The following is a 21,876-nucleotide window of genomic DNA, read 5'->3' on the forward strand; positions in this document are numbered from 1 at the left end:
CTCGGCAGGTGAACGACCCGTTCCGGTCGTACCGTCGAAAACATGACTCAGCGGGCGAAGATCGACACGGGCGGCATGGAGACCGAGGCGGTGGAGCCGCCCGTCGTGCACCGCCCGGCCGGGCTCACCGCGGCCGAGGTCGCCGAGCGGGTCGCGCGCGGCGAGGTCAACGACGTACCCCTGCGCAGCTCCCGCTCTACCACCGACATCGTCCGCGCGAACGTCTTCACCCGCTTCAATGCCATCATCGGCGTGCTCTGGGTGATCATGTTCTTCGTCGCGCCGATCCAGGACAGCCTCTTCGGCTTCGTGATCATCGCGAACACCGGCATCGGCATCATCCAGGAGCTCCGCGCCAAGAAGACCCTCGACGGGCTCGCCCTCATCGGCGAGGCGAAACCGACCGTCCGCCGCGACGGGGTCGCCGCCGAACTCTCCACCTCCGAGATCGTCCTCGGCGACCTGATCGAGCTCGGCCCCGGCGACAAGGTCGTCGTCGACGGCGTCGTCGCCGAGGCCGACAGCCTGGAGATCGACGAATCGCTCCTCACCGGCGAAGCCGACCCGGTCGTGAAACAGCCCGGAGACCCGGTCATGTCCGGCTCGTTCGTCGTCGCCGGCGGCGGCGCGTTCACCGCCACCAAGGTCGGCCGCGAGGCCTACGCGGCCCAGCTCGCCGAAGAGGCCTCCCGCTTCACCCTCGTCCACTCCGAGTTGCGCAGCGGCATCTCCACGATCCTCAAGTACGTGACGTGGATGATGATCCCGACCGCGATCGGGCTGATCATCAGCCAGCTCGTCGTGAAGGACAACGACCTCAAGAACTCGATCGCCCGCACGGTCGGCGGCATCGTCCCGATGATCCCCGAGGGCCTCGTCCTCCTCACCTCCGTGGCCTTCGCGATCGGCGTGATCCGCCTCGGCCGCAAGCAGTGCCTCGTCCAGGAACTCCCCGCCATCGAGGGCCTGGCCCGCGTCGACGTCGTCTGCCTCGACAAGACGGGCACGCTCACCGAGGGCGGCATGGACGTCACGGAGCTCCGCCCGCTCAACGGCTCGGACGAGGCGTACGTACGAAAGGTCCTCGGCGCGCTGGGCGAATCGGACCCGCGCCCGAACGCCTCCCTCCAGGCGATCATCGACGCCTACCCGGACTCGGTGGACTGGCGCTGCACGGAGTCGCTCCCCTTCTCCTCGGCGCGCAAGTACAGCGGCGCGGCCTTCAGCGAGGGCAACGGCGAGAACTCGACATGGCTCCTGGGCGCCCCCGACGTCCTCCTCCCGTCCGGGGACCCGACCCTCACCGAGATCGACCACCTCAACGAACAGGGCCTGAGGGTCCTCCTCCTCGCCCGCACGACCCACGACCTCGACGCCCCCGAGGTCGCCGCCGACGCCCGCCCGACGGCCCTCGTCGTCCTGGAACAGCGGCTACGCCCCGACGCGGCCGACACCCTCGCCTACTTCGCCGAGCAGAACGTCGCCACGAAGATCATCTCGGGCGACAACGCGGTCTCGGTCGGCGCGGTGGCCGGAAAACTGGACATGCCCGGCGCCGAGAACACGGTCGACGCCCGCCGGCTCCCCACGGACCGGGAGGAAATGGCGAAGGTCCTCGACGAGAACGCGGTCTTCGGCCGGGTCAGCCCGCAGCAGAAGCGGGACATGGTGGCGGCGCTCCAGTCCCACGGCCACACGGTCGCGATGACGGGCGACGGCGTCAACGACGTCCTGGCCCTGAAGGACGCGGACATCGGCGTCTCGATGGGCTCGGGCTCGGAGGCGACGCGGGCCGTCGCCCAGATCGTCCTCCTGAACAACTCCTTCGCGACGCTCCCCTCCGTCGTGGCGGAAGGCCGCCGAGTCATCGGCAACATCACGAGGGTCGCGACCCTCTTCCTCACCAAAACGGTCTACTCGGTCCTCCTCGCGGTCCTCGTCGTCTGCTCCCAGGTCGAGTACCCCTTCCTCCCCCGCCACCTCACCCTCCTCTCCACCCTCACGATCGGCGTCCCGGCCTTCTTCCTCGCCCTCGCCCCCAACAAGGAACGCGCGAGGCCGAACTTCGTCCGCCGGGTCATGCGGTACGCGATCCCCGGCGGCGTCATCGCGGCGGCGTGCACCTTCACCACGTACCTCCTCGCCCGCCACCACTACAGCGGCGAAGGCGCCCTGGAGGCGGAGACCAGCGCGGCCACCCTCACGCTCTTCCTGGTCTCCATGTGGGTCCTGGCGATCATCGCCCGCCCCTACACCTGGTGGCGCATCACCCTCGTCGCCACGATGGCTGGCGCCTTCCTCCTGGTCCTGGTCGTCCCCTGGCTCCAGGACTTCTTCGCCCTGAAACTGGTCGGCACGACGATGCCGTGGGCAGCGGTCGTGATCGCGGCGGCGGGCGGGGTACTCCTTGAGGTGGCGTACCGCTGGGTGAGCCGGAGGTTCCCGGCATAAGCCCCGGCGGGCCGAGCCCCGGCGGCAAGGTCCCTGCCGAGCCGCCCAAGTCCCCGCTAGGGTGGCCGATCGATCGCGCGTGATCATCGGTTGGGGGCGGGGATGGCTGCGGGTACGGGGGAAACGCGTCTCACGATGCTCGGGCACTATCAGGTGGCCGAGTTGCTGGGAGCCGGCGGCATGGGCGAGGTCTACCTCGCCCACTCGCCCTCCGGACGGGCGGTCGCCGTCAAGGTGATCCGCGAGGACCTCGCGGCGAAGCCCGGATTCCGCGAACGGTTCGCCCGCGAGGTCCAGGCGGCCCGGCAGGTGAGCGGGGCGTTCACGGCACCGGTCCTGGACGCGGACACGACGGGTCCGACCCCATGGATGGCCACCCAGTACGTCGAAGGCCCCACGCTCGCCGACGTGGTGAACGACCGGGGCACTCTCCCCGCCGACGAGGTCTGGCGACTGGCGTCCGGCCTGTGCGAGGCGCTGCGCGACATCCACCGCGCGGGCCTGGTCCACCGCGACCTGAAGCCCGGGAACATCCTGCTCGCCGAGGACGGCCCACGGGTCATCGACTTCGGCATCTCGCGCGTCGTGGACGCGACCGCCCTGACGCAGAGCGGTCAGATCCTGGGAACACCCCTCTTCATGGCGCCCGAACAGTTCCGCACCCCCCGTGACGCGGGACCGGCCGCCGACGTCTTCGCGCTGGGCTCGGTCCTGGTCTACGCGGCGACCGGCCACGGCCCGTTCGACGCGGACACCCCGTACGCGATCGCCTGGAACGCCGTCCACGAGGACCCGGACCTCACCGGCCTGCCCGAGTCCCTCCGCCCGGTCGTCGAACCCTGCCTGCGCAAGGATCCCGCCGAACGCCCCGCCCCCGAAACCCTCCTGACCCTCCTCTCCTCCCGCCGCGAACGCCGCGCCCACCGCACCTCCGCCCGCGCAGCCGAACTCGCCCGCACCCGCCGCGTCCGGCTGCGCCGGGGCGCGCTCGCGGCGGGCGCGGTGGCGTGCGCGGCGCTGATCGTCGGCGTATGGACGTGGTGGCCTAACGGGGACGGCGGCGAAAGCCCCCGGAAACCGCTCGCGACGGCCGGGACCGCACGGCCGACCCCGACACCGACACCGGTACGGCTGCCGGGCTGGAAGCCGTGGACCACGCAGGTGCTGACGAACACGGACCCGATGGACCGGATGCTGCACTGCCGCTACCAGTTCTCGGCGCTCTGGTGCACGGGAAACGGCCTGCTGGTGGCACGCCTGGATCCCCTCACCGGAAAAGTGCTGTGGCGGCGGGAAGGCCCCGACGAGGGGCCTCTGCCCCTTCTCGAGCTGACCCGCTCGGCCACGTTCGCCGCCACGTACGGCGATGGCACCGGTGCCGATCCCTCGCGCAAGTTCTGGACGTTCGATCCCACGACGGGCACTCCCCTGCTCGAGCGCGAACTCACTGGCGTGGAAGCCTGCGTTACCGCCCACCACACGCTCCTCTGTGCTCGCGACGGGAAGATCTCGGCGTGGGACGCGGGCTCGATGCACCCTATGTGGACCGCCGCGCCGGGCTGGGAACTGTTCATCCCGCCCGCGAGTTCTCTGCCGAGCAGCCGCGTCCACGTCGTCAGACGAGACCCCGAAGAGCGCGTCATCGAAGTCGGGGAGATCACCCAGGGCGACGGCACGCTCCTCTGGAACCGCAGCGTCTCCCCGGACACGGACGTGATCATGATCTCCGAGGAGGGTGACGTGTACGCCGCGTCCCCCGCCCGGCAGGACATGACCAGGCTCACCAGGACCGACCGCAGGACCGGAGCCGAGAAATCCGTCGAACTGGGCACTTCCGAAGAGCTGTTGGGCATCGCGGGCGACGTGTTCTACAGCCATCGCGACGGGGTCATCAGCGCCTATGACATCGCCGCGGAACGACGACTGTGGTCCTCGACCACACTCCACGAAGGTTTCTCCGCCCCGGCGGTAGCGGGCGACCGCGTCCACTTCACCGCCGAGGACGGCACCGTCATCGCCCTGAACCGGCACGACGGCGGCGCCCTGTGGGAGCGCCGCCCACCGAAGAGCACCGTGGATCTCAGCCAGTCCGACCCACCACCCACGACCCAACTGCGGGCGCCCGTCATCATGGGCGACATCATCATCGCGCCCACCTACGATTCACGGATCCACTCGTTCCTCGCTCCGGAGACGGCCACGCCTCCTCGGGCAAAGGCCCCTTGAACCGGCGACGCCCCGGTGGGTGGGGGCTGGGTTCGTAGCGGGGGTAGGTCGACCCCTCCCGGTCGGTTCAGGGTGCGCGGCCGTTGAACGGGGCGGTCGGGCGACGCTCAGCGGCGAACGTCCGCCCCTCGGGGTGGAGAGCTGACTAACCCGTAGCTACTCCGAGTAACAGGACCCGAGATAACCCCCAAAGGGGGGCACACCACCCTTATCGGGCGGAGAAAGTGCACGAATGTCTCGCCGCCCGCCCTCAACCCCGACCACCCAGGACCCAGCGCCCACCACCCACCGAGTCGGACCAGCGGGGCCTGAATCCCCATCACCCACCGGCCGGGACTCGCTAAGCCAAGCCCGACTGCCCCATTCAACGACCGCGCACCCCGAACCCACCCCGGCGGAGCCACCCGCCCCCGCCGCTGACCAAGCCCCACCCCACGGGCCTGCCAGGCGCTGTCCGACCCCCGCCGATGCCCGGGCCCCCCGCGTGGCCACGCCCCCGGCCGCCCTCCGAGTGTGAAAAGGCGGCCTCCGCCGCCGGGTCAAGGGTGGCCGCAGGCCATCGGCGGAGCCGACTTGCCCTTGACGCGGTGGGGGAGGCCGCCACACTCGGAAAGAGGGCGGCCGCACCAGAAGGTCTCAAGGATCGTTCGCCCCCAGAACCCCGCCCGAAGCAGCATCGCGGTCAGCTTCTGGCTAGATGCCTCCTACCGTCGGACCATGACCACTTCACCCGAAGCCGAAGGTTCCGTCCCGTTCCCTCCCGGAGAGCACGGTGAGCTGTTGCGTGCGCTCGCCGAGCAGCGCGAGTTGCTTCTCATCACCGTGCGCGACATCACGGACGCCCAGGCCGCGCAGCGTACGACCGTCAGCGAGCTCACCCTGGGCGGGATCGTCAAGCACATCGCCCGTGGGCATCAGGTGTGGACGCAGATCCTCGTCGAGGGGGACGGGGAGCTGCCGGACGGCATGCTCGACATGGAGCAGTACCGCATGGTCGGCGGCGAGACCCTCGACGGGTTGTTGGAGCAGTACGCGGCTTCGGCTCGCATGACCGAAGAGGCCTTGGGCGGTCTGCCGGATCTGGATCGGAGCGTGCCCCTCCCCCGGACTCCGTGGTCCCCGCCCGAGACCGTCTACTGGTCCGTCCGCCGGATCCTGCTGCACCTCCTCAGGGAGACGGCGCAGCACGCCGGGCACGCGGACATCATCCGGGAGGCCCTCGACGGAGCGAGCACCACCGCTCAGCGGTGATCGCTCGCCCCTCGGGCGCCTCCTCAGTCGAACCAGCGGTCCCTTGCCAGTTCCGCGGTGCGAGACGGGTCTTCGAGCAGCGCCGCTACCTCGAAGCGGCGGGGCCACTGGCCTGCCGACCAGGCCAGGCCTGCCGCCACGCCTTCCAGGGTGGCGGCGTGGAGGATGCCGTCCGGTGTCACCCGCCAGTCCAGTTCCACGCCCCCCGCGCGGAGTTCCTCGTGTTCGATGTACGAGGCAGGGGTCGCCGGGCCCAGGAGGGCGTGGACCGACGGCGGGACCTCGTGTTCCTCGCCGACCGTCGTCACCTCCGCCTCGAACGCCTCGCTCAGGCGGCGGACCTGGAACAGTTCCGCCAGGTCGGCCGCGCGGGACGGGGCCACCGGGAGCAGTGGGGTGTCGCCCGTGAGGGGGAGAAGGTCGGGGGCGTCCGCCACCAGGGCTTCCGCCGCGTCCACGACGACCAGCTGCCCGTCCACGACCGCCCGCAGCTCGTCCGGGAGCGTCACCTGGTCCGGGTCCAGGTCCGCCAGCGCCGTGTAGAGGGCGTGGAGTTGGGGGGCCGTGACCTCGCGGGACGGGTCCGCCAGGCGGGTCAGGAGTTCGGCCGCGCCGCCCGGTTCCTCCAGGAGCGCCGCCACCGACGTGCGGACGCCCAGCGCCCGCAGGACCTGCTCGTCGTCGAAGCCGGTCGCGTCGGCGGAGTCGTACAGGCCGGCCAGGAGGGGGTCCGATCCTTCGGCTCGCAGGCCCGCTGGGCGGCGGCCGTCCAGGACCGGGTGGTCCCGGAGCCACCATGCCGTGTACGAGCGGACCGTCTGCGTCGTGCCGTCCGGGAGGAGGATCCGTACCGGCTGGGTGAGGGCGTCGCGGAGTGGGGGCTGTGCCAGGAGGGCGAGGGCCTGCGGCCAGGCTTCGTCGTCCACCAGGTCCAGGTCCCGTACCGCCACGATCTCCGTCGCCACCGGCGGCACCGGCGACTCCGGCAGGCGGTCCAGGACGTCCTCGCACCACACGTCGACCGCGTCGAGGAGGCCGGCGTCGTCCGGCTCCGGGTAGTCGCTCTCCCGGGGCTCGACCTCGTCCGGGTCGAGGACCAGGTCCGTCGCACGGACCAGGGCGAAGGTGGACAGCACTCCGCAGGCCGCCAGGGGGCGTTCGCCCCAGCGTGCTGCCAGGTCCCCGTCGACGAAGGGCAGTTCGTCCTCGCGCATCACCGACGCGAAGGGGGAACCCGGGAGGACCAGCTCGCCCGCCGGGGAGAGTTCGCCGTCCTCGTCGGGGAGGGCGAGCGCGCCCAGCCACGGCTCCTCGCCCGGTTCGAGTTCCGCGTCCCGTACGAGTGCGAGGACCGTCTCCGCCAGTTCCTCCGCGTCGAGGGCGTCCGCGTCTTCGTCCCAGATCTCACCCGCGTCCAGCGAGGCCGCCACCGCCGCCCGTACCTGCGGGGTCGTCAGGACCGCGCGGGGCGTGGCGGGCAGGGCGCCCAGCTTCTCCAGGAGCGGGTGCGCCGCCTCCGGATGGGCGACCTTCAGGCCGAGGCGGGTCAGTTCGGCGGGGGTCTGCTCCTGCGGGAGCAGGACCTGACGCGGGCCGATCGTCGTACGGATCCGGACGTCTTTGCCGGAGCCGGAGCCGGAGTCGGAGCCGGAGTCGGCGTCGGCGTCGGCGTCGGCGTCGGAGTCGTTCGCCAGCGGCACCGGAAGGCCCGTCAGGCGGTCCGGGTCGACGCCGGCGAGGGAGTCGTACAGCCGCCACCACCACGTCGGGGCCCTGTCCACGCCCGCCAGGCGGTCGATCGCCTCCGTCAGGGGTACGCGGCCCACGCCGAGCGTGCGCAGTTCGGGGCGCCTCTCCAGGCCGGCCGGGAGGAGCGTCGGGAACACCTCGGCGAGGACGTCGACCGTCTCGGCGCCCGTGCCCTCCGCCACCTCCGCCTCGATCGGGCGGAGTGCCGGGAGCTCTTCGGAGGGGGCCGCCGGTGCCAGGAACGCGACCCTCGGCAGCCGGTCGAGGATCGCCTCGCGCAGCGCCCCGTCGAGCGGGCCCTTGCCGAGCGGGCCGGGTACGAGGTCGAGGGTCGCGGTCGTCACCGGGTGCCAGTCGGCGAGGAGTTCGGCGTACGCGTCGGCCGCGCGCTGCACCAGGAAGTCCGTGAGCGGGCCGGGCGCCGGGTGGCGGCGCGCGGTGTCCAGCGGCAGGGAGGCGATGAGGAGCGCGGGGATGCCGAGGGGCTCGTCGGTGGGCGTCGGGGCGTGCACGACCGGTTCGGTACGGGGGTGGCGCGGGGCGCCCTCCGCGTCCACGGGCACGGCCCAGGTGACGGCCCAGTGGGGGCGGAGCCGCTCCTCCACCGGGCGGTCCTTGAGGAGTTCGGCGTCGAGGGGCCCGGTGTGGGAGACGGTCCGCCAGCGGTGGGTGCCGGTCGCCGTGTCGTCGATGCGTACGTAACCGTCGTCCTCGGACCTGCGGAGGGTTCGTACGCCCTCGGCCGTCTCCACGACGATCTCCGCGAGACCCGGGAGCGTGAGGAGCAGCGCGTCGTCGACCTCTTCGAGGAGCCGCTCGGCCAGGTCGCGGGCGGCGGTGTCGCGCAGGGGGAGGACGACGACCGTGTCGTAGCCGTCGGGCGCGCTGCCCTCGGCGGGCAGCGGGAGACGCAGGAGGGGTACGTGGCCGTCCCTGCGGCGCAGTTCGTCGCCGAGGCCCGGGCTGTAGCGGGCGGACTCGGCGGCGAGTTCGCGGGCCTCGGCGAGGGACCAGCGGACGCCGCCGTGGCGGCCGAGGACGGCGGGTTCGTCGGTCACGGCGAGGACGGCGGCGAAGCCGACGCCGAAGCGGCCGACGGCGCCGGGGCCCTGCTCGCGCTTGGCGGAGGCGCGGAGCGTGGACAGCGACTCGGCGCCGGTGGCGTCCAGCGGGGCGCCGGTGTTCGCGGCGGCGAGGATCGCGGGGCTCTCGTCGTCCGCGGGGTGGAGGGTGAGGCGGAGGCGGCCGGTGACGCCGGCGCGGTGGGCGGCGTCGGCGGCGTTCTGGGCGAGTTCGACGACGAGCCGGTCGCGGTAGCCGCCGAGCGCGAGGTCCTCCTCGGCGTTGGCGTCCTCGCGGAACCGGGCGGGCGAGGCGCCCCAGGCGTCGAGCACTCCCCGCCGCAGCCGTGCGGTGCCGAAGGGATCGGTTCCGTCGGTCGTCGTCCGGACGCTGACGCTCACGTCTGACTCCACTCTGCGGGGCGGTGATCATGGGCTGATCAGGGGGTGGCGCTGCCGGACCCGAAGGTCCGGGCCCGAAAGGTACCGCGCTCCGCCCCGCCCCGGACGCCGGGGCACGACCCTGCCCCGGGGCGCGCGGAAGCACATCCCGGGGAGGGAACGGGGGTGGACAGACCCTACGAGTGGCCCAGGTCCTCGGAGGAGTCGTCGGGCTCCGTCGTCGAGCCGGAGTCCTTGGCCGGGCGGAGCGGGAAGACGTCCGCGGCCATCGAGTCGAGGACCGGGGGCGCCGGGCGCGGGGGCTTCGGCATGACCGCGGCCTCCGAGTGGCCTCCGCAGCCGTACGCGAGGGAGACGACCCGGCCGTCCGCCGGCGAGAACTCGTTGGCACAGACGCCGAAGGCCTGCTTCAGGGAGCCGGCGAGCGGCACCAGGAAGGCGCAGGAGTCGCAGGACGCGGGTGCCGCCTGCGCCATCGGGGTCTTGGCGCCGAAGCTCTCGTCCCAGCGGTCCGCGGCCACGTGCAGGCCGTAGCGGGAGAGGACCCGGGCCCGGCGCATGCCGAGCTCCTCGGCGACCGACGCGATCGCGCCGCGCGAGGGCGTACGGGAGACGATCTCGGCGTCCTCGGCGTCGAGGTGGTCCGCCAGCTCCTCCGAGACCGCCGAGTTCGGCGGCGGCGCGTCCTCGCCCGAGTATCCGGGCTCCAGGCGCAGGTCGTCCTGCTCGGTGGGCAGCAGGTCGCCGGGGCCCATGTCGCCGGGGCGGAGGCGCTCGCTCCACGGCACCCACTCGGGGGCGAGGAGGGCGTCGGCGCCGGGCAGCAGGACGGTTTCGTCAAGCGTGACGTTCTTGGCGCGGGAGGCGCGGGTGACCGTCACCGCCCAGCGCCAGCCGCGGTAGCCCGGCTCCTCGCACTCGAAGAAGTGCGTGACGACCCGGTCGCCCTCCGCGACGACCTCGACGTGTGCGCCCACCTTGCCGGGCGCGGCCGCCTCGTCGGCGGCCTCCCGCGCGAGGTCTACCGCCTCGACGCACAGGCGGTCGGGGGTACGCGTGGCTCGCGGGGTACGCGGGGCACCGCTTCGCGTCGTCGCAGCACTCACAGGTCTCGCTTCTCTCCTACGCCGTCTCACGGGTGCGCCGGCCGAGGGGCGAAAGCGAAGCCACGGGCGGCGGGCGGAGCGGACCTGAGGGCCGCATCGACGTCCGCACCCGACTTGTCTCGCGTGTCTCGGGCACACCTATCGCCATCCATTCTGCGGGATGCCGAAGAGGCGCGCGGCCGAGAACTTCCGCCGGTGACGCGCTACGCACGCTACCCCGTTCGCGGGCCTCCGCCCACCTGCCCGCCTCAAGTGGCCCGGATCGCGGACGGTCGGAGTCGGCTCCGGGCCCCCTGGAGACTCGGATCGCGGGCCGTCCGGAGCGGCTCCGTACCGCCCCCGTACCGGCTCATTACCGCCCCGTACCGGCTCATTACCGCCCCCGTACCGGCTCCGTACCTCCGCCGTTCGCCGCGCCACGGTTCGTCCGGCGCGCCGGTGGGGCACTATGACGGAGTGGCAGCCGCACGGTCCCCCGCACGATCCGAAGATCATGCCGGACCGCTCAGCCGAGCGGGCCGGGCGGTCGGACGCGCCCTGCACCTGCCCTTCACCGGGACCGCGAAAGGCATCCGGAAGGCGACCCACGCCCATGGCGCGGGCGAGTCGGGGCTCGGCAAACTGATCGAGCTGCACGCCGTGAACGGCGCCGGCGACGTCATGATCACCGTCGCCCTCGCCTCCACGGTCTTCTTCTCCGTGCCCACCGACGAGGCCCGCGGCCGCGTCGCCCTCTACCTCGCCGTCACCATGGCCCCCTTCGTCCTGCTCGCCCCGGTGATCGGCCCGCTCCTGGACCGCATCCCGCACGGCAGGCGTGCGGCGATGGCGGGCGCGATGCTGACCCGCGCGGTGCTCGCGATCATGATGTCGGGCGCGGTCGCCACCGGCGGCCTGGAGCTGTACCCGGCGGCGCTGGGCGTCCTGGTCGCCTCGAAGGCGTACGGGGTGGTGCGCAGCGCGGTCGTCCCGCGCCTGCTCCCACCGAAGTTCTCGCTCGTGAAGGCGAACTCCCGGGTCACCCTCGCCGGGCTGCTCGCCACCGGGATCGCCGCGCCCATCGGGGCGGGGCTCCAGCTGATCGGGCCCCGGTATCCGCTGTACGGGGCGTGCGCGCTGTTCCTGCTCGGGACGTTCTGGGCGCTGCGGATGCCGCCGAAGGTGGACTCGGCGAAGGGTGAACGGCGGGCGCACCTGCTGACGCACGGCGAGCGGAAGCCGAGTCTGCGGACGGTCGGCCCGTCCGTCCTGCACGGCCTGGAGGCGAACGCGGCGCAGCGCATGCTGTCGGGTTTCCTGATCTTCTTCCTGGCGTTCCTGCTGCGCGAGCACCCACTGTCGGGGCAGAGCGCCGCCGTCTCCCTGGGGATCGTGGGCGTGGCGGCGGGCGTGGGGAACGCGTGCGGCACGGCGGTCGGCTCGCTCCTGCGCGACCGGGGCCACGGTCCCGAGGTGATCATCGCCACGATGATCACCGTGGTGTGCGGCACGGCGATCTGCGCGGCGATCTTCTTCGGCGGCGTGATGGTCGCCGTCCTCGGCGCGGTCGCGGGGCTCACGCAGGCCCTGTCGAAGCTGTCCCTGGACGCGCTGATCCAGCGGGACGTGCCGGAGGTGGTCAGGACCTCCGCGTTCGCGCGCTCGGAGACGGCGCTGCAGATGGCGTGGGTGGTGGGCGGGGCGATCGGCATCTCGCTGCCGCTGAACGGCACGCTCGGCATGGCCGTGGCCGCCGGGATCCTCGCGGTGGGCGCGCTCCTCGCCGTCCGCGGCCTGCTGACGGCGGCCCACCGCCGCCCCGGGCCCCCGGGCCCGCAGGGCCGTTCGAAGGCGCGGGTGGCCTAGTACGGGCGTACGAGGGGGCGGCTCCGGTCTCGGGACGAGCCGGCTCCCGGGGTCGGCCCGAGGTCGGTCCTGGGGTCTCCCGAGGTCACGGAGCGGCGGCGCGCCGTACCCCCGCGTGGCGCGGGCGCGGCGGCCCGATAGCCTTCGGCTCATGACCGTTGCGTTCTTCTCCGGCTCGCGCCGCCGGGCCGCCGTCGCCCTCGGGGCCGTCTCCGCCGGGCTCCTCGTACTCTCCGCCTGCGACAAGCCGACTCCGATCGCGACTGTCACGGTCGGGTCCGACTCGATCCACTCCGAGGCCGCCTGCTACAACGACGGCGACGCCATCAAGGAGTCGCAGATCCAGCAGTGCCTCAACAAGAAGGCCGAGAAGTCCATCACCGTGGCGATGGACGACAAGATCCGTTTCGGGGTCGACCCCGAGATCGCGGACAACGGCTGGACGATCTTCCTCGGCGGCCAGCAGGCCGAGCCCGAGCCGTACAAGAAGACGTACCGGACCATTCCGGCCAGCGCCTTCTTCTCCAGCCAGACCGGCGAGGCCCCTGACAACTCCCAGGTGACCATCGTCGAGAACACCGGCAAGAAGCTGACCGGCATCTGGCACTTCCAGCTGAAGAAGGAATCCTGATCCGCCGGTGGTCCACCGGATCCTGATCGTGACGGCCGTGGCGGCGGAGGCCGACTCCGTCGCCGCCGGCCTCGGTCACGACGCCCAGGAGACAGCGGCCTGGGAGGCCCTGGCACTCCCGGGCGGCCTCACCCTGCGCCGCCACGCCGCCGGGGTGGATCTCCTCGTCGGCGGGGTCGGACCGGCGGCCGGGGCCGCCGCGACGGGTACGGCGCTGGCCCACGCCTCGCTGACCGGCGCCGGCACCGACACCGGCGCCCCCTACGACCTCGTCGTCTCCGCCGGGATCGCCGGCGGATTCGCGCCGCACGCCCCGATCGGCACCGTCGTCGTCTCCGAGGCGATCGTCGCCGCCGACCTCGGCGCGGAGACCCCGGACGGGTACCTCGCCGTCGAGGAGCTCGGCTTCGGACGGTCCGCGCACCCCGTACCGGGCTCGCTCACCCGCCCCCTGGCCGCCGCGCTGCACGCCGGCGGCCGGCCGCACACCGTCGCGCCCGTCCTCACCGTCTCCACCGTCACCGGCACCGCCGGACGGACCGCCGAGCTGGCCGGGCGCCACCCGACGGCCGCCGCCGAGGCGATGGAGGGCTTCGGCGTCGCCGAGGCCGCCGCCGCGTACGGCGTGCCCGTCGTCGAGATCCGGGCCGTGTCGAACGCCGTCGGCCCGCGCGACCGCGCCGCCTGGCGGATCGGCGAGGCCCTGGACTCCCTCCGGCAGGCGTTCTCCCTGCTGGGCCCCGCTTTCCCCCTGTTCTCGCCGGAGGCGAAGTGAAGCTGAAGATCGCCTACTCGCCCTGCCCGAACGACACCTTCGTCTTCGACGCGTGGGCCCACGGCCGCGTCCCGGGCGCCCCCCGGCTCGACGTGACCTTCGCCGACATCGACGTCACCAACGGCTGGGCGGAGGGCGGCGCCGACGACCACGACGTCCTGAAGGTGTCGTACGCCGTGCTGCCCTGGATCCTCGACGAGTACGCGCTGCTGCCCTGCGGCGGCGCCCTCGGCCGGGGCTGCGGGCCGCTCGTCCTGACCCGCGACTCGGGCACGGGGGCGGACCTCGCGGGGAAGACGGTCGCGGTGCCGAGCGAGCGCTCGACCGCGTACCTCCTCTTCCGGCTGTGGGCGGCCGAGACCGTGCCGGGAGGCGTCGGGAACGTCGTCGTCATGCCGTTCCACGAGATCATGCCCGCCGTCCGCGACGGCAAGGTCGACGCGGGGCTCGTCATCCACGAGGCCCGCTTCACGTACCAGAGCTACGGCCTGCACTGCCTCGCCGACATGGGCGAGCACTGGGAGGCCACGACCGGGCTCCCGATCCCGCTCGGCGCGATCGTCGCCCGCCGCTCCCTGGGCGAGGAGACCCTGCGGCTGCTCGCCGAGTCGGCCCGCACATCCGTGCGGATGGCCTGGGACGACCCGGCGGTCTCGCGGCCGTACGTCCTGGAGCACGCCCAGGAGATGGACCCGAAGGTCGCCGATCAGCACATCGGCCTCTACGTCAACGAATTCACGGCCGACCTGGGCGAACACGGCTACGCGGCGGTCCGCGGGCTGCTCACCCGCGCCGCGGCCGAGGGACTCGTACCGCCCCTCGGCCCCGACGCGCTGGCGTTCCCGTAACCGGCTCCTGGCCGGGTCCTACACGTCGAGCTGATCGGCGACCGCGCGCAGCAGGCCGGCGATCTTCTTGCCCTGGGTCTTCTCCGGGTAGCGGCCCCGCTCGAGCGCCGGTGTGATGTTCTCCAGGAGCGTCGTCAGGTCCTGGACGATGGACGCCAGTTCGTCGGGCTTACGGCGCTGCGCGGCGGCGACGGACGGCGTCGGGTCGAGGATCGCCACGGAGAGCGCCTGATCGCCGCGCTGACCTGCGACGACCCCGAACTCGACCCTCTGGCCCGGCTTCAGCGCGTCGACTCCGGCGGGGAGCACCGACGAGTGCACGAAGACGTCGCCGCCGTCGTCGCGGGAGAGAAAGCCGAAGCCCTTCTCGCTGTTGAACCATTTGACCTTGCCGGTAGGCAAAGCACGCACCCCATTCCACCAGTCAGCCGAACCACTGTCGTCGCGGATCAGGCCGTCCAGCGTTTGCTCGTGCCTGCCGTCGTTCGAAGCCTCCCCAGCTCTGTACCCCCCGTCAAGCAGCTCCATCCCTCCCGGCCGCCAGTCCTGGCCGGGATCGATCGCAGCTCGCCGGGGCGAGAAGGCACGGACATCACAGCACACGCACGGGACCCCCGAGAGCGGATTACCCCTGGACCTACGACAAACCCCTCTCTCGTAGTGAATACGGGAGGGGGGTTTGTCAGGTCGCGCGCTCCCGCTCATACGCGTCCAGGCGGCCTCGCAGCGTCATGGGCAACTCTGTCGACCCATAGGTCTCGGCCAGGGCCTCGCGCGTCTCATGGTCTTCGAGGAGGTGAGGGGACGCCCAGTGCCGGGGAACGTTCCATCCGCACCAGATCCAGTCCGCCGGTACCGGCATCACGAGCTTCTGCTCCGCCGCGATCCTTCCGATCTCACCAAGGTCGAGCACAGCCCCGGAGCGGCTGGCGCGGGCCATGCCCGGCAGGCAGTCGCGCCAGACCCACATGGTCACCTTGTACTCCTTCAGGAAGGACCGGCGGTCGTCCTGGTCCTTCTCGTCCCACACCTCGCCGTACTGTCGTCCGGTCGGCCTGATCTGCGGATTCCTGCGTTCCTCCTGCAGCTTCTTCAGGTGCCGCACCGTGCCGGACAAGGACTTGTGCATCCGCCAGTAGGACTCCTCCTGGCCTTCGCCGTCGTACTTCCCCGCAAGGAAGTCGGCCTCGAGCCGGGTGAGCCGCGCCCCGGCCGCTGCGAGTTCCTTCTCGACCGAAGGGCCCGCGCCCGCTCGTTCGTACTGCTGCCACTGGCCGACGCTCTGGAGGACGAGGTCCTCGGCGACCCGGTCCAGTTCCTCACACGCGATGTAGGCCCCCTTCTTGCAGGAGCCACCGCGGAATCGGTTGGTGCACCGGTAGGAGTACCGCGAAGGAGACCGGGTGCCGTCCTTGCGCCATGCCCCGGAGGTCGATACCCGGACCCGGGCCAGTGGTGCGCCGCATTCTCCGCACTTGGCGATTCCGGCGAGCAGGCTCTTGGCGGCTCGGGTTCCGGGCCCCCTGGCGCTCTTCTCCTTCGGAGCGATTCTCTCGACCAGGTCGAACCACTCGTCCATTTCCGCGTGCGGACGGTCGGGCAGGATGTAGGGCTCGCCGTCATCGCCGAGAACGGCTTCGCCCTTGTACGTGTAGATACCCGGGAACCAGTTCGAGCGGACCATCTTGTTGATGATCGTGGCCTGCCACATGACCCCCTTCGGGGCCTGACCCTTCCGCTCCCGCAGATGATCACTCCACGTGAGAACGCCCTTCTCGTTGAGCTCCTTGGCGATCCTGTGGGTGGTCTGCTTCTTCTCGCCGATCCGCGTCTTGATCTCGTCGATCACGGCCCAGTAGGTCTCGTCCCGCGCGAGGACCTTACGGCGCTCCCCTTCCACGGAGACGATCCTGTATCCGGCCGGCGGTGCGCCCACGAGCCAGGACTTGTTCTCCAGGCGGGCCTGGACCCCGTTCAGGACGCGAGCCTGGATCGTGTCCCATTCGGCCTCGGCGAAGACAGCGGTGATCTGGGCCATCGTCTTTCCCGGACCGGTGGAAAGGTCGAATCCCTCCTCGGGTGAGGCGATCGACCTTGGAGGCGATGAGGACGTCGAACTCGTCGGCACGGTGGTTGAGCCAGCGGCCGAGCCGAGGCCGTCCGAACGGAGACAGTCCGCCGGACACGTCCGTGTCCTCGGCCTCGCCGACGAGGATGCCCGCCACGTGTGGTGCGTTGACGTAGTGCTCGATTCCCCGCCGCTGCCGCGCGATGGCGGTCGACTCGTCGGAGTCGGACGACAACCGCAGGCACGCCAGGTAGCGCAGATCGGATTTCATGAACATCACGGTGCGTGCGTGCCCAGGCGAACCGCTAGGACGTATGGGTAGGCACGTTTGTTCTCATGCTCATACTCGGGAGCCGCTGACAAGACGGCGCCCGATCGTCCTTCCGGCCCGGGAACTACCCTGGCCGGATGCGTACTGAAATCCCCGCCGTGCCGGTGAACGACAGCGCTCCGGGTGACGGGCTCGTCAAGGTCGGTGTCGTGCTCTTCGCCGTCGGTGCCGTGGCGACGCTGGTCACGGTGGCTCCGCTGTTCCTGGGGACCGAGCCGTTTCCCACCGTCGCGTACACCGTCTCCATGCTCATGGGCGTCGGATTCGCCGTCGCCGCCGCCGGGGTGCTGCGGTCGATCGCGGCCCAGCGGCGGCAGGTTCGGGAGAGTGCGGCCGCGGCCGTTCAGGCACGGTAGGTCTCCAGCCAGGGGCGGAAGTCCGTCAGGTCCGTGAGGACCACGTCCGCGCCGGCCGCGCGCAGCTCCTCGGGGGCGCAGGGGCCGGTCGCGACGGCCACCGCGAGGGCGCCCGCCGTGGCGGCGCCGCGGACGTCGCCGACGTGGTCGCCGACGTACACCTGGGCGTCGTGGGCGCGCAGGGCCTCGGCCTTGCCCTCGGCCCAGAGGCCGCCGACGACGGCGTCCGGCTCGATCCCGAGGTGCTTGAGGTGCAGCTCGGCGTGCGGGCCGTTCTTGGCGGTGACGACGATCGTGCGGCCGCCCGCGTCACGCACGGCCTGGATCGCGTCCCGGGCGCCCGGCATCGGCGGCGAGGGCTCGATCGCGTACGCCGGGTAGAGCGCGCGGTAGCGCACCACCATCTCCGCGACCTGCTCCTCGTTGAACCAGTAGGCCATCTCGTGTTCGAGGGGCGGGCCGAGGCGGGTGACGACCAGGTCGGCGTCGATCGTCGCGCCGGTCTCGGCGGCGAAGGCCTCCCAGGCGGCCTTGATGCCGGGGCGGCTGTCGATCAGCGTGAGGTCGAGGTCGAAGCCGACGGTGAGGGTGGGTGCGGGGGTCGTCGGGGTGGCGGGGGTGGGGGTGGGCTTCCCGGTCGTCGTCATGGGGCCATTCTGCGGGACCTCGGGTACCTGCGTTCGAATAATCGGTGCTGCTTACACTGAGGCGAGCCTTACCGAACCGATGGGTCCCCATGCCAGCCGCTTTCCCCTCCAGACGGGTCCTCGCGACCTCGGCGGCTGTCGTCGCCCTGCTGCTCGCCGTCCTCCTGAGCCTCGCCGTCGGCGCCCGCGCCATCGCCCCCTCGACCGTCTTCGACGCCCTGCTGCACGGCGGGACGAGTGACGACGCCGAGGTCGTACGGCAGCTCCGCGTCCCCCGCACCCTCATCGGGCTGATGGTCGGCACCGCGCTCGCCCTCGCCGGCACCGCCCTCCAGGGCATCACCCGCAACCCGATCGCCGACCCCGGCATCCTCGGCATCAGCCAGGGGTCGTCGGTGGCCGTCGTCCTCGCCATCGCCTTCCTCGGGGTGCACGACCTGAGCGGGTACGTGTGGTTCGCCTTCGTCGGCGCCGCGCTCGCCTCGGTCGCCGTCTACGCCATCGCCTCCGGCGGCCGCGGCGGGGCCACCCCCGTGAAGCTGGCGCTCGGCGGGGCGGCGATCAACGCGCTGCTGCTCTCCGTCACCACCGGCGTCCTCACGACCAAGGCCTCGGCGCTCGACGAGTTCCGGTTCTGGCAGATCGGCTCCCTCGACGGGCGCGACGCCGAGATCGTCGGCCAGATCTGGCCCTTCCTGCTGCTCGGCACGGTCCTGGTGCTGTCCGTGGCCCGCGGCCTCGACGCGCTCGCGCTCGGCGACGACGTCGCCAAGGGCCTCGGGCAGCGGGTCGCGACCGTACGGATCGTCGGCGGACTCGGCGCGACCGTCCTGACCGGCGCCGCCGTGGCCGCCGCCGGGCCCGTCGCCTTCGTCGGCCTCGCCGTCCCGCACATCGCGCGGGCCGTCGTCGGCTCCGACCACCGCTGGGTCCTGCCGATGGCCGCGCTCATCGGGCCCGTGATGCTGCTCGTCGCGGACGTCGCCGGACGGGTCGTCTTCCCGCCGGGCGAGATCCCCGCCGGGGTGATGACCGCGCTGATCGGGGTGCCGTTCCTGGTCACCCTGGTCCGGCGGAAGGCGGTGCCCGCATGAGTACGACGTCTGTGCGGCCCGCCGGGTACGGGCTCGTGCGCGCCGGGCGTGGGTCCTTCCTGGTCCACCGGCGCTCGGCCCTCGTCGCGGGTGGGCTTCTCCTGCTCCTGGCCGCCGCCTCCGTCGCGTACCTCTGCGTCGGCGAGCGGTTCGTCGGCCCCTCGGAGGTCGTACGGATCCTCCTCGGGCAGCCGTCGCCGTCCGCGTTCGTCGTGGAGGAGCTGCGCGAGCCGCGGCTCGTCGTCGCCCTCGCCGTCGGCGCCGCCTTCGGGATCGCCGGCGCGCTCATCCAGACCGTCGCCCGCAACCCGCTCGCCAGCCCCGACATCATCGGCATCAGCCAGGGCGCCGGTGCCGTCACCGTCGCCGCGATGACCTTCGGCCTCACCTCGTACACGCTGCTGCCGTACGTCTCGATCGCGGGCGGCATCCTCGCCGCCGCGCTCGTGTACGTGTTCGCCTGGCGCGGCGGGCTGCACGCGACCCGGTTCGTCCTCATCGGCATCGGCATCGCGATCGCGCTGCGGTCCCTCATCACCCTCTTCATGACGAAGGGCGACTACCTCGTCGCCCAGCAGGCCCAGGTCTGGATGACCGGCTCCCTCAACGGCCGCGGCTGGGACGAGTCCGGGCCGATCCGCTGGACGCTGCTCCTGATGCTGCCCGCCGTGCTGTGGGCCGCCCGCGCGCAGCGGACGGTCTCCCTCGACGACGACACGGCGACCGCCCTCGGCGTACGGCTCGGCCGGGTCCGCCTCGGGCTCGTCGCCGTCGGGGTCGTCCTCGCGTCCGTGGCGACGGGTGTCGCGGGACCGGTCGACTTCGTGGCCCTGCTGGCCCCGCAGATCGCCCGCCGCATGACGCGGACCGCGCAGATCCCGCTGCTCTGCTCCGCGCTCGCGGGCGCGGTGGTCGTGGTCGTCGCCGACCTGCTCGCCCGGCGGCTCCTCTCCCCCGTCGAACTGCCCGTGGGCGTCCTCACGGCGGCGGTCGGCGCCCCGTATCTGATCTGGCTCATCGTCCGGAGCCGAACGGAAGGCAAGGCATGACGAGCACGACCACCAGCACGAGCACGAGCGCCGGTCGGTTGGCCGCGCGCGGTCTCACGCTCGCCTACGAGGACCGCACCGTCGTGCACGAGCTGGACCTCGCGATCCCCGACGGCAAGGTGACCGTCATCGTCGGCCCCAACGCCTGCGGCAAGTCGACCACCCTCCGGGCGCTCGGGCGGCTCCTCAAGCCGGCCGGCGGCGCCGTCCTCCTCGACGGCGAGGAGCTGGCCAAGCTCCCCACGAAGCGGATCGCCCGCTCCATCGGGCTGCTCCCGCAGACGCCCGTCGCGCCCGAGGCGATCACGGTCGCCGACCTCGTCTCCCGGGGCCGCCAGCCGCATCAGGCCTGGTGGAAGCAGTGGTCGGAGGAGGACGAGCGGGCCGTCACCGACGCGATGGAGCGCACGGACGTCGCCGCGCTCGCCGACCGGTCCGTCGACGCGCTCTCGGGCGGCCAGCGGCAGCGGGTGTGGATCGCGATGGCCCTCGCCCAGGAGACCGACCTGCTCCTCCTCGACGAGCCCACCACCTACCTGGACATCTCCCACCAGGTGGAGGTCCTCGACCTGGTGCGCCGCCTCAACCGGCTGCGCGGCCGGACCGTCGTCCTCGTCCTGCACGACCTCAACCAGGCCGCCCGGTACGCCGACCACCTCGTCGCCATGAAGGCCGGCCGGGTGGTCGCGGAGGGCCCGCCGGAGGAGGTCGTCACTGCGGAGCTCGTACGGGACGTCTTCGGCCTGGAGTCGGTCGTCGTGCCGGACCCGGTGACGGGGTCGCCACTGGTGGTGCCGGGGGCGCCGTGGCACGCGGACGACGGGGAACAGGCCTTCTGAGACCTCAGTGCCTGCGGGAGCGCCAGAGCAGGAACAGCGCCGAGGCGACCGCCGCGCCCCGCAGCACCCACGGCCAGGTCTCCGCGATCGCCGCGCTCATCGCGGGGCCGCCCGGGGCCACGGCCTCGCCCCAGCGGCCCTCGACGCGGCCCCACAGCCACACGATGCCGGTCGCGGCGGCGAGGCCGGGGACGACGAGGACGGCGCCCTTGACCTCGCCGGGGGTCAGACGGCGGGAGGCGTACGCGAGGAGCCAGCCGGCGGCGAGCGCGACGAGCGAGCCGAAGACGGCGCCGCCCAGCAGGAGCAGCGCGGCGAGCAGGACGAAGGGGTTCGCGAGGCGGGGGCGGGCGGGGGCCGGTGCGGCCTCCGGCTCGTCGAAGGCCTCGTCCGGCTCCGGTGCGGGGGCCGTCCTCCGCCGCAGGACGACGCGGGCGAGGCGGCGCCACCGGCCCGGGGCGGCCTCCTCGCCGTCGAACTCCTCGTCGTCGGCCTCGGGGACCGGGGGCTCGAAGAGGTCCGGCCGCTCGATGCCGCCGACGAAGCCCGGGAGCCCTTCGGTCACGTCGATGTCGGTGGCGTGGGTGGCGTCGGTACGCCACCAGTCCGGGTCCAGATCGTTGTCGCGGACGCCGTCGCGGGGCGGGGGGACGGAGGCGGGCGGCGGGGACGGCTTGGCGGGGCGCTTCGCCATGGGCTTGGGGGACGGCTCGGCGGACTTCGCCGATCTCGTCGGCTTCGCGGATCGCGGGGACGGCACCGGCACCGGCGCCCCGCCCGGCCTGGCAGTGCCGGTGGCACCGCCCGGCGCCCCGCCCGGCCTGGCAGTGCCGGTGGCCCCGCCCGCCCCTCCCGTACCGCCCGCCCCGCCCGGCCCGTCCTCCGCCCGTTCCACGACTTCGTCGGGCGTACCCAGGGCGCCGAGGATCCCCCGTACCGCCGCCGGGCTCTCCTCGCCGTGCGTGGCGCGCCGTCGGTCGATCTCGTTCCGCAGCGTCGACACCAGCCGCGCCCGGTCGCTCGCCGGCAGCTGTCGCTGCTGTGCCAGATCGCCGACCCGGCTCAGATAGTCGTAGACCAACTGGTCGCTCTCGATCCCCACAGTGCCCCTCCACAGCCGGTTCGCCCGGTACGCCCCGACGTTAGC

Annotated in this window: 17 protein-coding genes and 1 pseudogene; 11 read left to right on the forward strand and 7 right to left on the reverse strand. The window is 72.6% G+C overall.

Annotated elements, in window-relative coordinates; translation table 11 throughout:
• Positions 1-42: 42 nt before the first annotated feature.
• The 3 genes from ACIBG6_RS22625 to ACIBG6_RS22635 all read left to right on the forward strand — a co-directional run bounded on the left by ACIBG6_RS22625 (position 43) and on the right by ACIBG6_RS22635 (position 5,928).
• Positions 43-2,451 carry an HAD-IC family P-type ATPase gene (locus ACIBG6_RS22625; RefSeq protein WP_399224340.1) on the forward strand — a complete coding sequence of 803 codons (2,409 nt, stop codon included), beginning with the start codon at positions 43-45 and terminating at the stop codon, positions 2,449-2,451.
• A gap of 135 nt (positions 2,452-2,586) precedes the next feature.
• The gene (locus ACIBG6_RS22630; RefSeq protein WP_399224341.1) at positions 2,587-4,677 is read left to right on the forward strand and encodes a protein kinase; all 2,091 of its coding nucleotides are present in this window, start codon (positions 2,587-2,589) and stop codon (positions 4,675-4,677) included.
• A 717-nt stretch (positions 4,678-5,394) separates the two neighbouring features.
• Positions 5,395-5,928, forward strand: coding sequence for a DinB family protein (locus ACIBG6_RS22635; RefSeq protein WP_399224342.1), 534 nt, complete (start codon positions 5,395-5,397; stop codon positions 5,926-5,928).
• 23 nt (positions 5,929-5,951) lie between these two features.
• On the opposite strand, the gene ACIBG6_RS22640 is transcribed toward ACIBG6_RS22635, so the two are convergent.
• Entirely contained in the window at positions 5,952-9,152 is a 3,201-nt protein-coding gene (locus tag ACIBG6_RS22640; RefSeq protein WP_399224343.1) for a sacsin N-terminal ATP-binding-like domain-containing protein, read from the reverse strand.
• Between the two features lie 164 nt (positions 9,153-9,316).
• Positions 9,317-10,246 carry a DUF3027 domain-containing protein gene (locus tag ACIBG6_RS22645; RefSeq protein ID WP_399224344.1) on the reverse strand — a complete coding sequence of 310 codons (930 nt, stop codon included), beginning with the start codon at positions 10,244-10,246 and terminating at the stop codon, positions 9,317-9,319.
• 456 nt (positions 10,247-10,702) lie between these two features.
• On the opposite strand from ACIBG6_RS22645, the gene ACIBG6_RS22650 reads away from it, so the two are divergent.
• The 4 genes from ACIBG6_RS22650 to ACIBG6_RS22665 all read left to right on the forward strand — a co-directional run bounded on the left by ACIBG6_RS22650 (position 10,703) and on the right by ACIBG6_RS22665 (position 14,345).
• Positions 10,703-12,091 carry an MFS transporter gene (locus ACIBG6_RS22650; protein ID WP_399224345.1) on the forward strand — a complete coding sequence of 463 codons (1,389 nt, stop codon included), beginning with the start codon at positions 10,703-10,705 and terminating at the stop codon, positions 12,089-12,091.
• Between the two features lie 151 nt (positions 12,092-12,242).
• Positions 12,243-12,722, forward strand: a complete 480-nt coding sequence (locus tag ACIBG6_RS22655; protein ID WP_317597978.1) for a DUF2771 domain-containing protein — start codon at positions 12,243-12,245, stop codon at positions 12,720-12,722.
• Between the two features lie 7 nt (positions 12,723-12,729).
• Positions 12,730-13,497 (forward strand): futalosine hydrolase, encoded by a 768-nt coding sequence (locus ACIBG6_RS22660; RefSeq protein ID WP_399224346.1) that lies wholly within the window; start codon positions 12,730-12,732, stop codon positions 13,495-13,497.
• Complete coding sequence (locus ACIBG6_RS22665) at positions 13,494-14,345, forward strand: 1,4-dihydroxy-6-naphthoate synthase (RefSeq protein ID WP_399224347.1); 852 nt, start codon at positions 13,494-13,496, stop codon at positions 14,343-14,345. Before ACIBG6_RS22660 ends, ACIBG6_RS22665 begins: the two co-directional genes overlap by 4 nt.
• An 18-nt stretch (positions 14,346-14,363) precedes the next feature.
• Here ACIBG6_RS22665 and ACIBG6_RS22670 read toward each other — a convergent pair whose 3' ends face one another.
• The 3 genes and pseudogenes from ACIBG6_RS22670 to ACIBG6_RS22680 form a co-directional block, all read right to left on the reverse strand.
• Positions 14,364-14,747, reverse strand: a complete 384-nt coding sequence (locus ACIBG6_RS22670) for a cold-shock protein (protein ID WP_033211384.1) — start codon at positions 14,745-14,747, stop codon at positions 14,364-14,366.
• Between the two features lie 280 nt (positions 14,748-15,027).
• Positions 15,028-16,383, reverse strand: a complete 1,356-nt coding sequence (locus tag ACIBG6_RS22675; protein WP_399224348.1) for a recombinase zinc beta ribbon domain-containing protein — start codon at positions 16,381-16,383, stop codon at positions 15,028-15,030.
• A gap of 49 nt (positions 16,384-16,432) precedes the next feature.
• Positions 16,433-16,690 (reverse strand): annotated as a pseudogene (locus tag ACIBG6_RS22680) (recombinase family protein); the annotation flags it as partial.
• Between the two features lie 131 nt (positions 16,691-16,821).
• Here ACIBG6_RS22680 and ACIBG6_RS22685 point away from each other — a divergent pair.
• The gene (locus ACIBG6_RS22685; protein ID WP_399224349.1) at positions 16,822-17,100 is read left to right on the forward strand and encodes a hypothetical protein; all 279 of its coding nucleotides are present in this window, start codon (positions 16,822-16,824) and stop codon (positions 17,098-17,100) included.
• On the opposite strand, the gene ACIBG6_RS22690 is transcribed toward ACIBG6_RS22685, so the two are convergent.
• Positions 17,088-17,747: an HAD family hydrolase gene (locus ACIBG6_RS22690; RefSeq protein ID WP_399224350.1), complete on the reverse strand. Its 660-nt coding sequence runs from the start codon at positions 17,745-17,747 to the stop codon at positions 17,088-17,090. The genes ACIBG6_RS22685 and ACIBG6_RS22690 overlap by 13 nt on opposite strands.
• 89 nt (positions 17,748-17,836) lie before the next feature.
• On the opposite strand from ACIBG6_RS22690, the gene ACIBG6_RS22695 reads away from it, so the two are divergent.
• The 3 genes from ACIBG6_RS22695 to ACIBG6_RS22705 are packed head-to-tail and all read left to right on the forward strand — an operon-like array spanning position 17,837 to position 20,729.
• Complete coding sequence (locus ACIBG6_RS22695; RefSeq protein WP_399224351.1) at positions 17,837-18,841, forward strand: FecCD family ABC transporter permease; 1,005 nt, start codon at positions 17,837-17,839, stop codon at positions 18,839-18,841.
• Positions 18,838-19,890 carry a FecCD family ABC transporter permease gene (locus ACIBG6_RS22700; protein ID WP_399224352.1) on the forward strand — a complete coding sequence of 351 codons (1,053 nt, stop codon included), beginning with the start codon at positions 18,838-18,840 and terminating at the stop codon, positions 19,888-19,890. The genes ACIBG6_RS22695 and ACIBG6_RS22700 overlap by 4 nt, the downstream gene beginning before the upstream one ends.
• Positions 19,887-20,729, forward strand: coding sequence for an ABC transporter ATP-binding protein (locus tag ACIBG6_RS22705; RefSeq protein ID WP_399224353.1), 843 nt, complete (start codon positions 19,887-19,889; stop codon positions 20,727-20,729). The genes ACIBG6_RS22700 and ACIBG6_RS22705 overlap by 4 nt, the downstream gene beginning before the upstream one ends.
• Positions 20,730-20,733: 4 nt before the next feature.
• Here the strand turns inward: ACIBG6_RS22705 and ACIBG6_RS22710 are convergent, their stop codons facing one another.
• A complete protein-coding gene (locus ACIBG6_RS22710; protein ID WP_399224354.1) occupies positions 20,734-21,831 on the reverse strand; it encodes a hypothetical protein in 1,098 nt (365 codons plus the stop codon).
• Positions 21,832-21,876: the final 45 nt, after the last annotated feature.

This window comes from Streptomyces sp. NPDC050842, from assembly GCF_044456565.1.
Classification (GTDB): Bacteria; Actinomycetota; Actinomycetes; order Streptomycetales; family Streptomycetaceae; genus Streptomyces.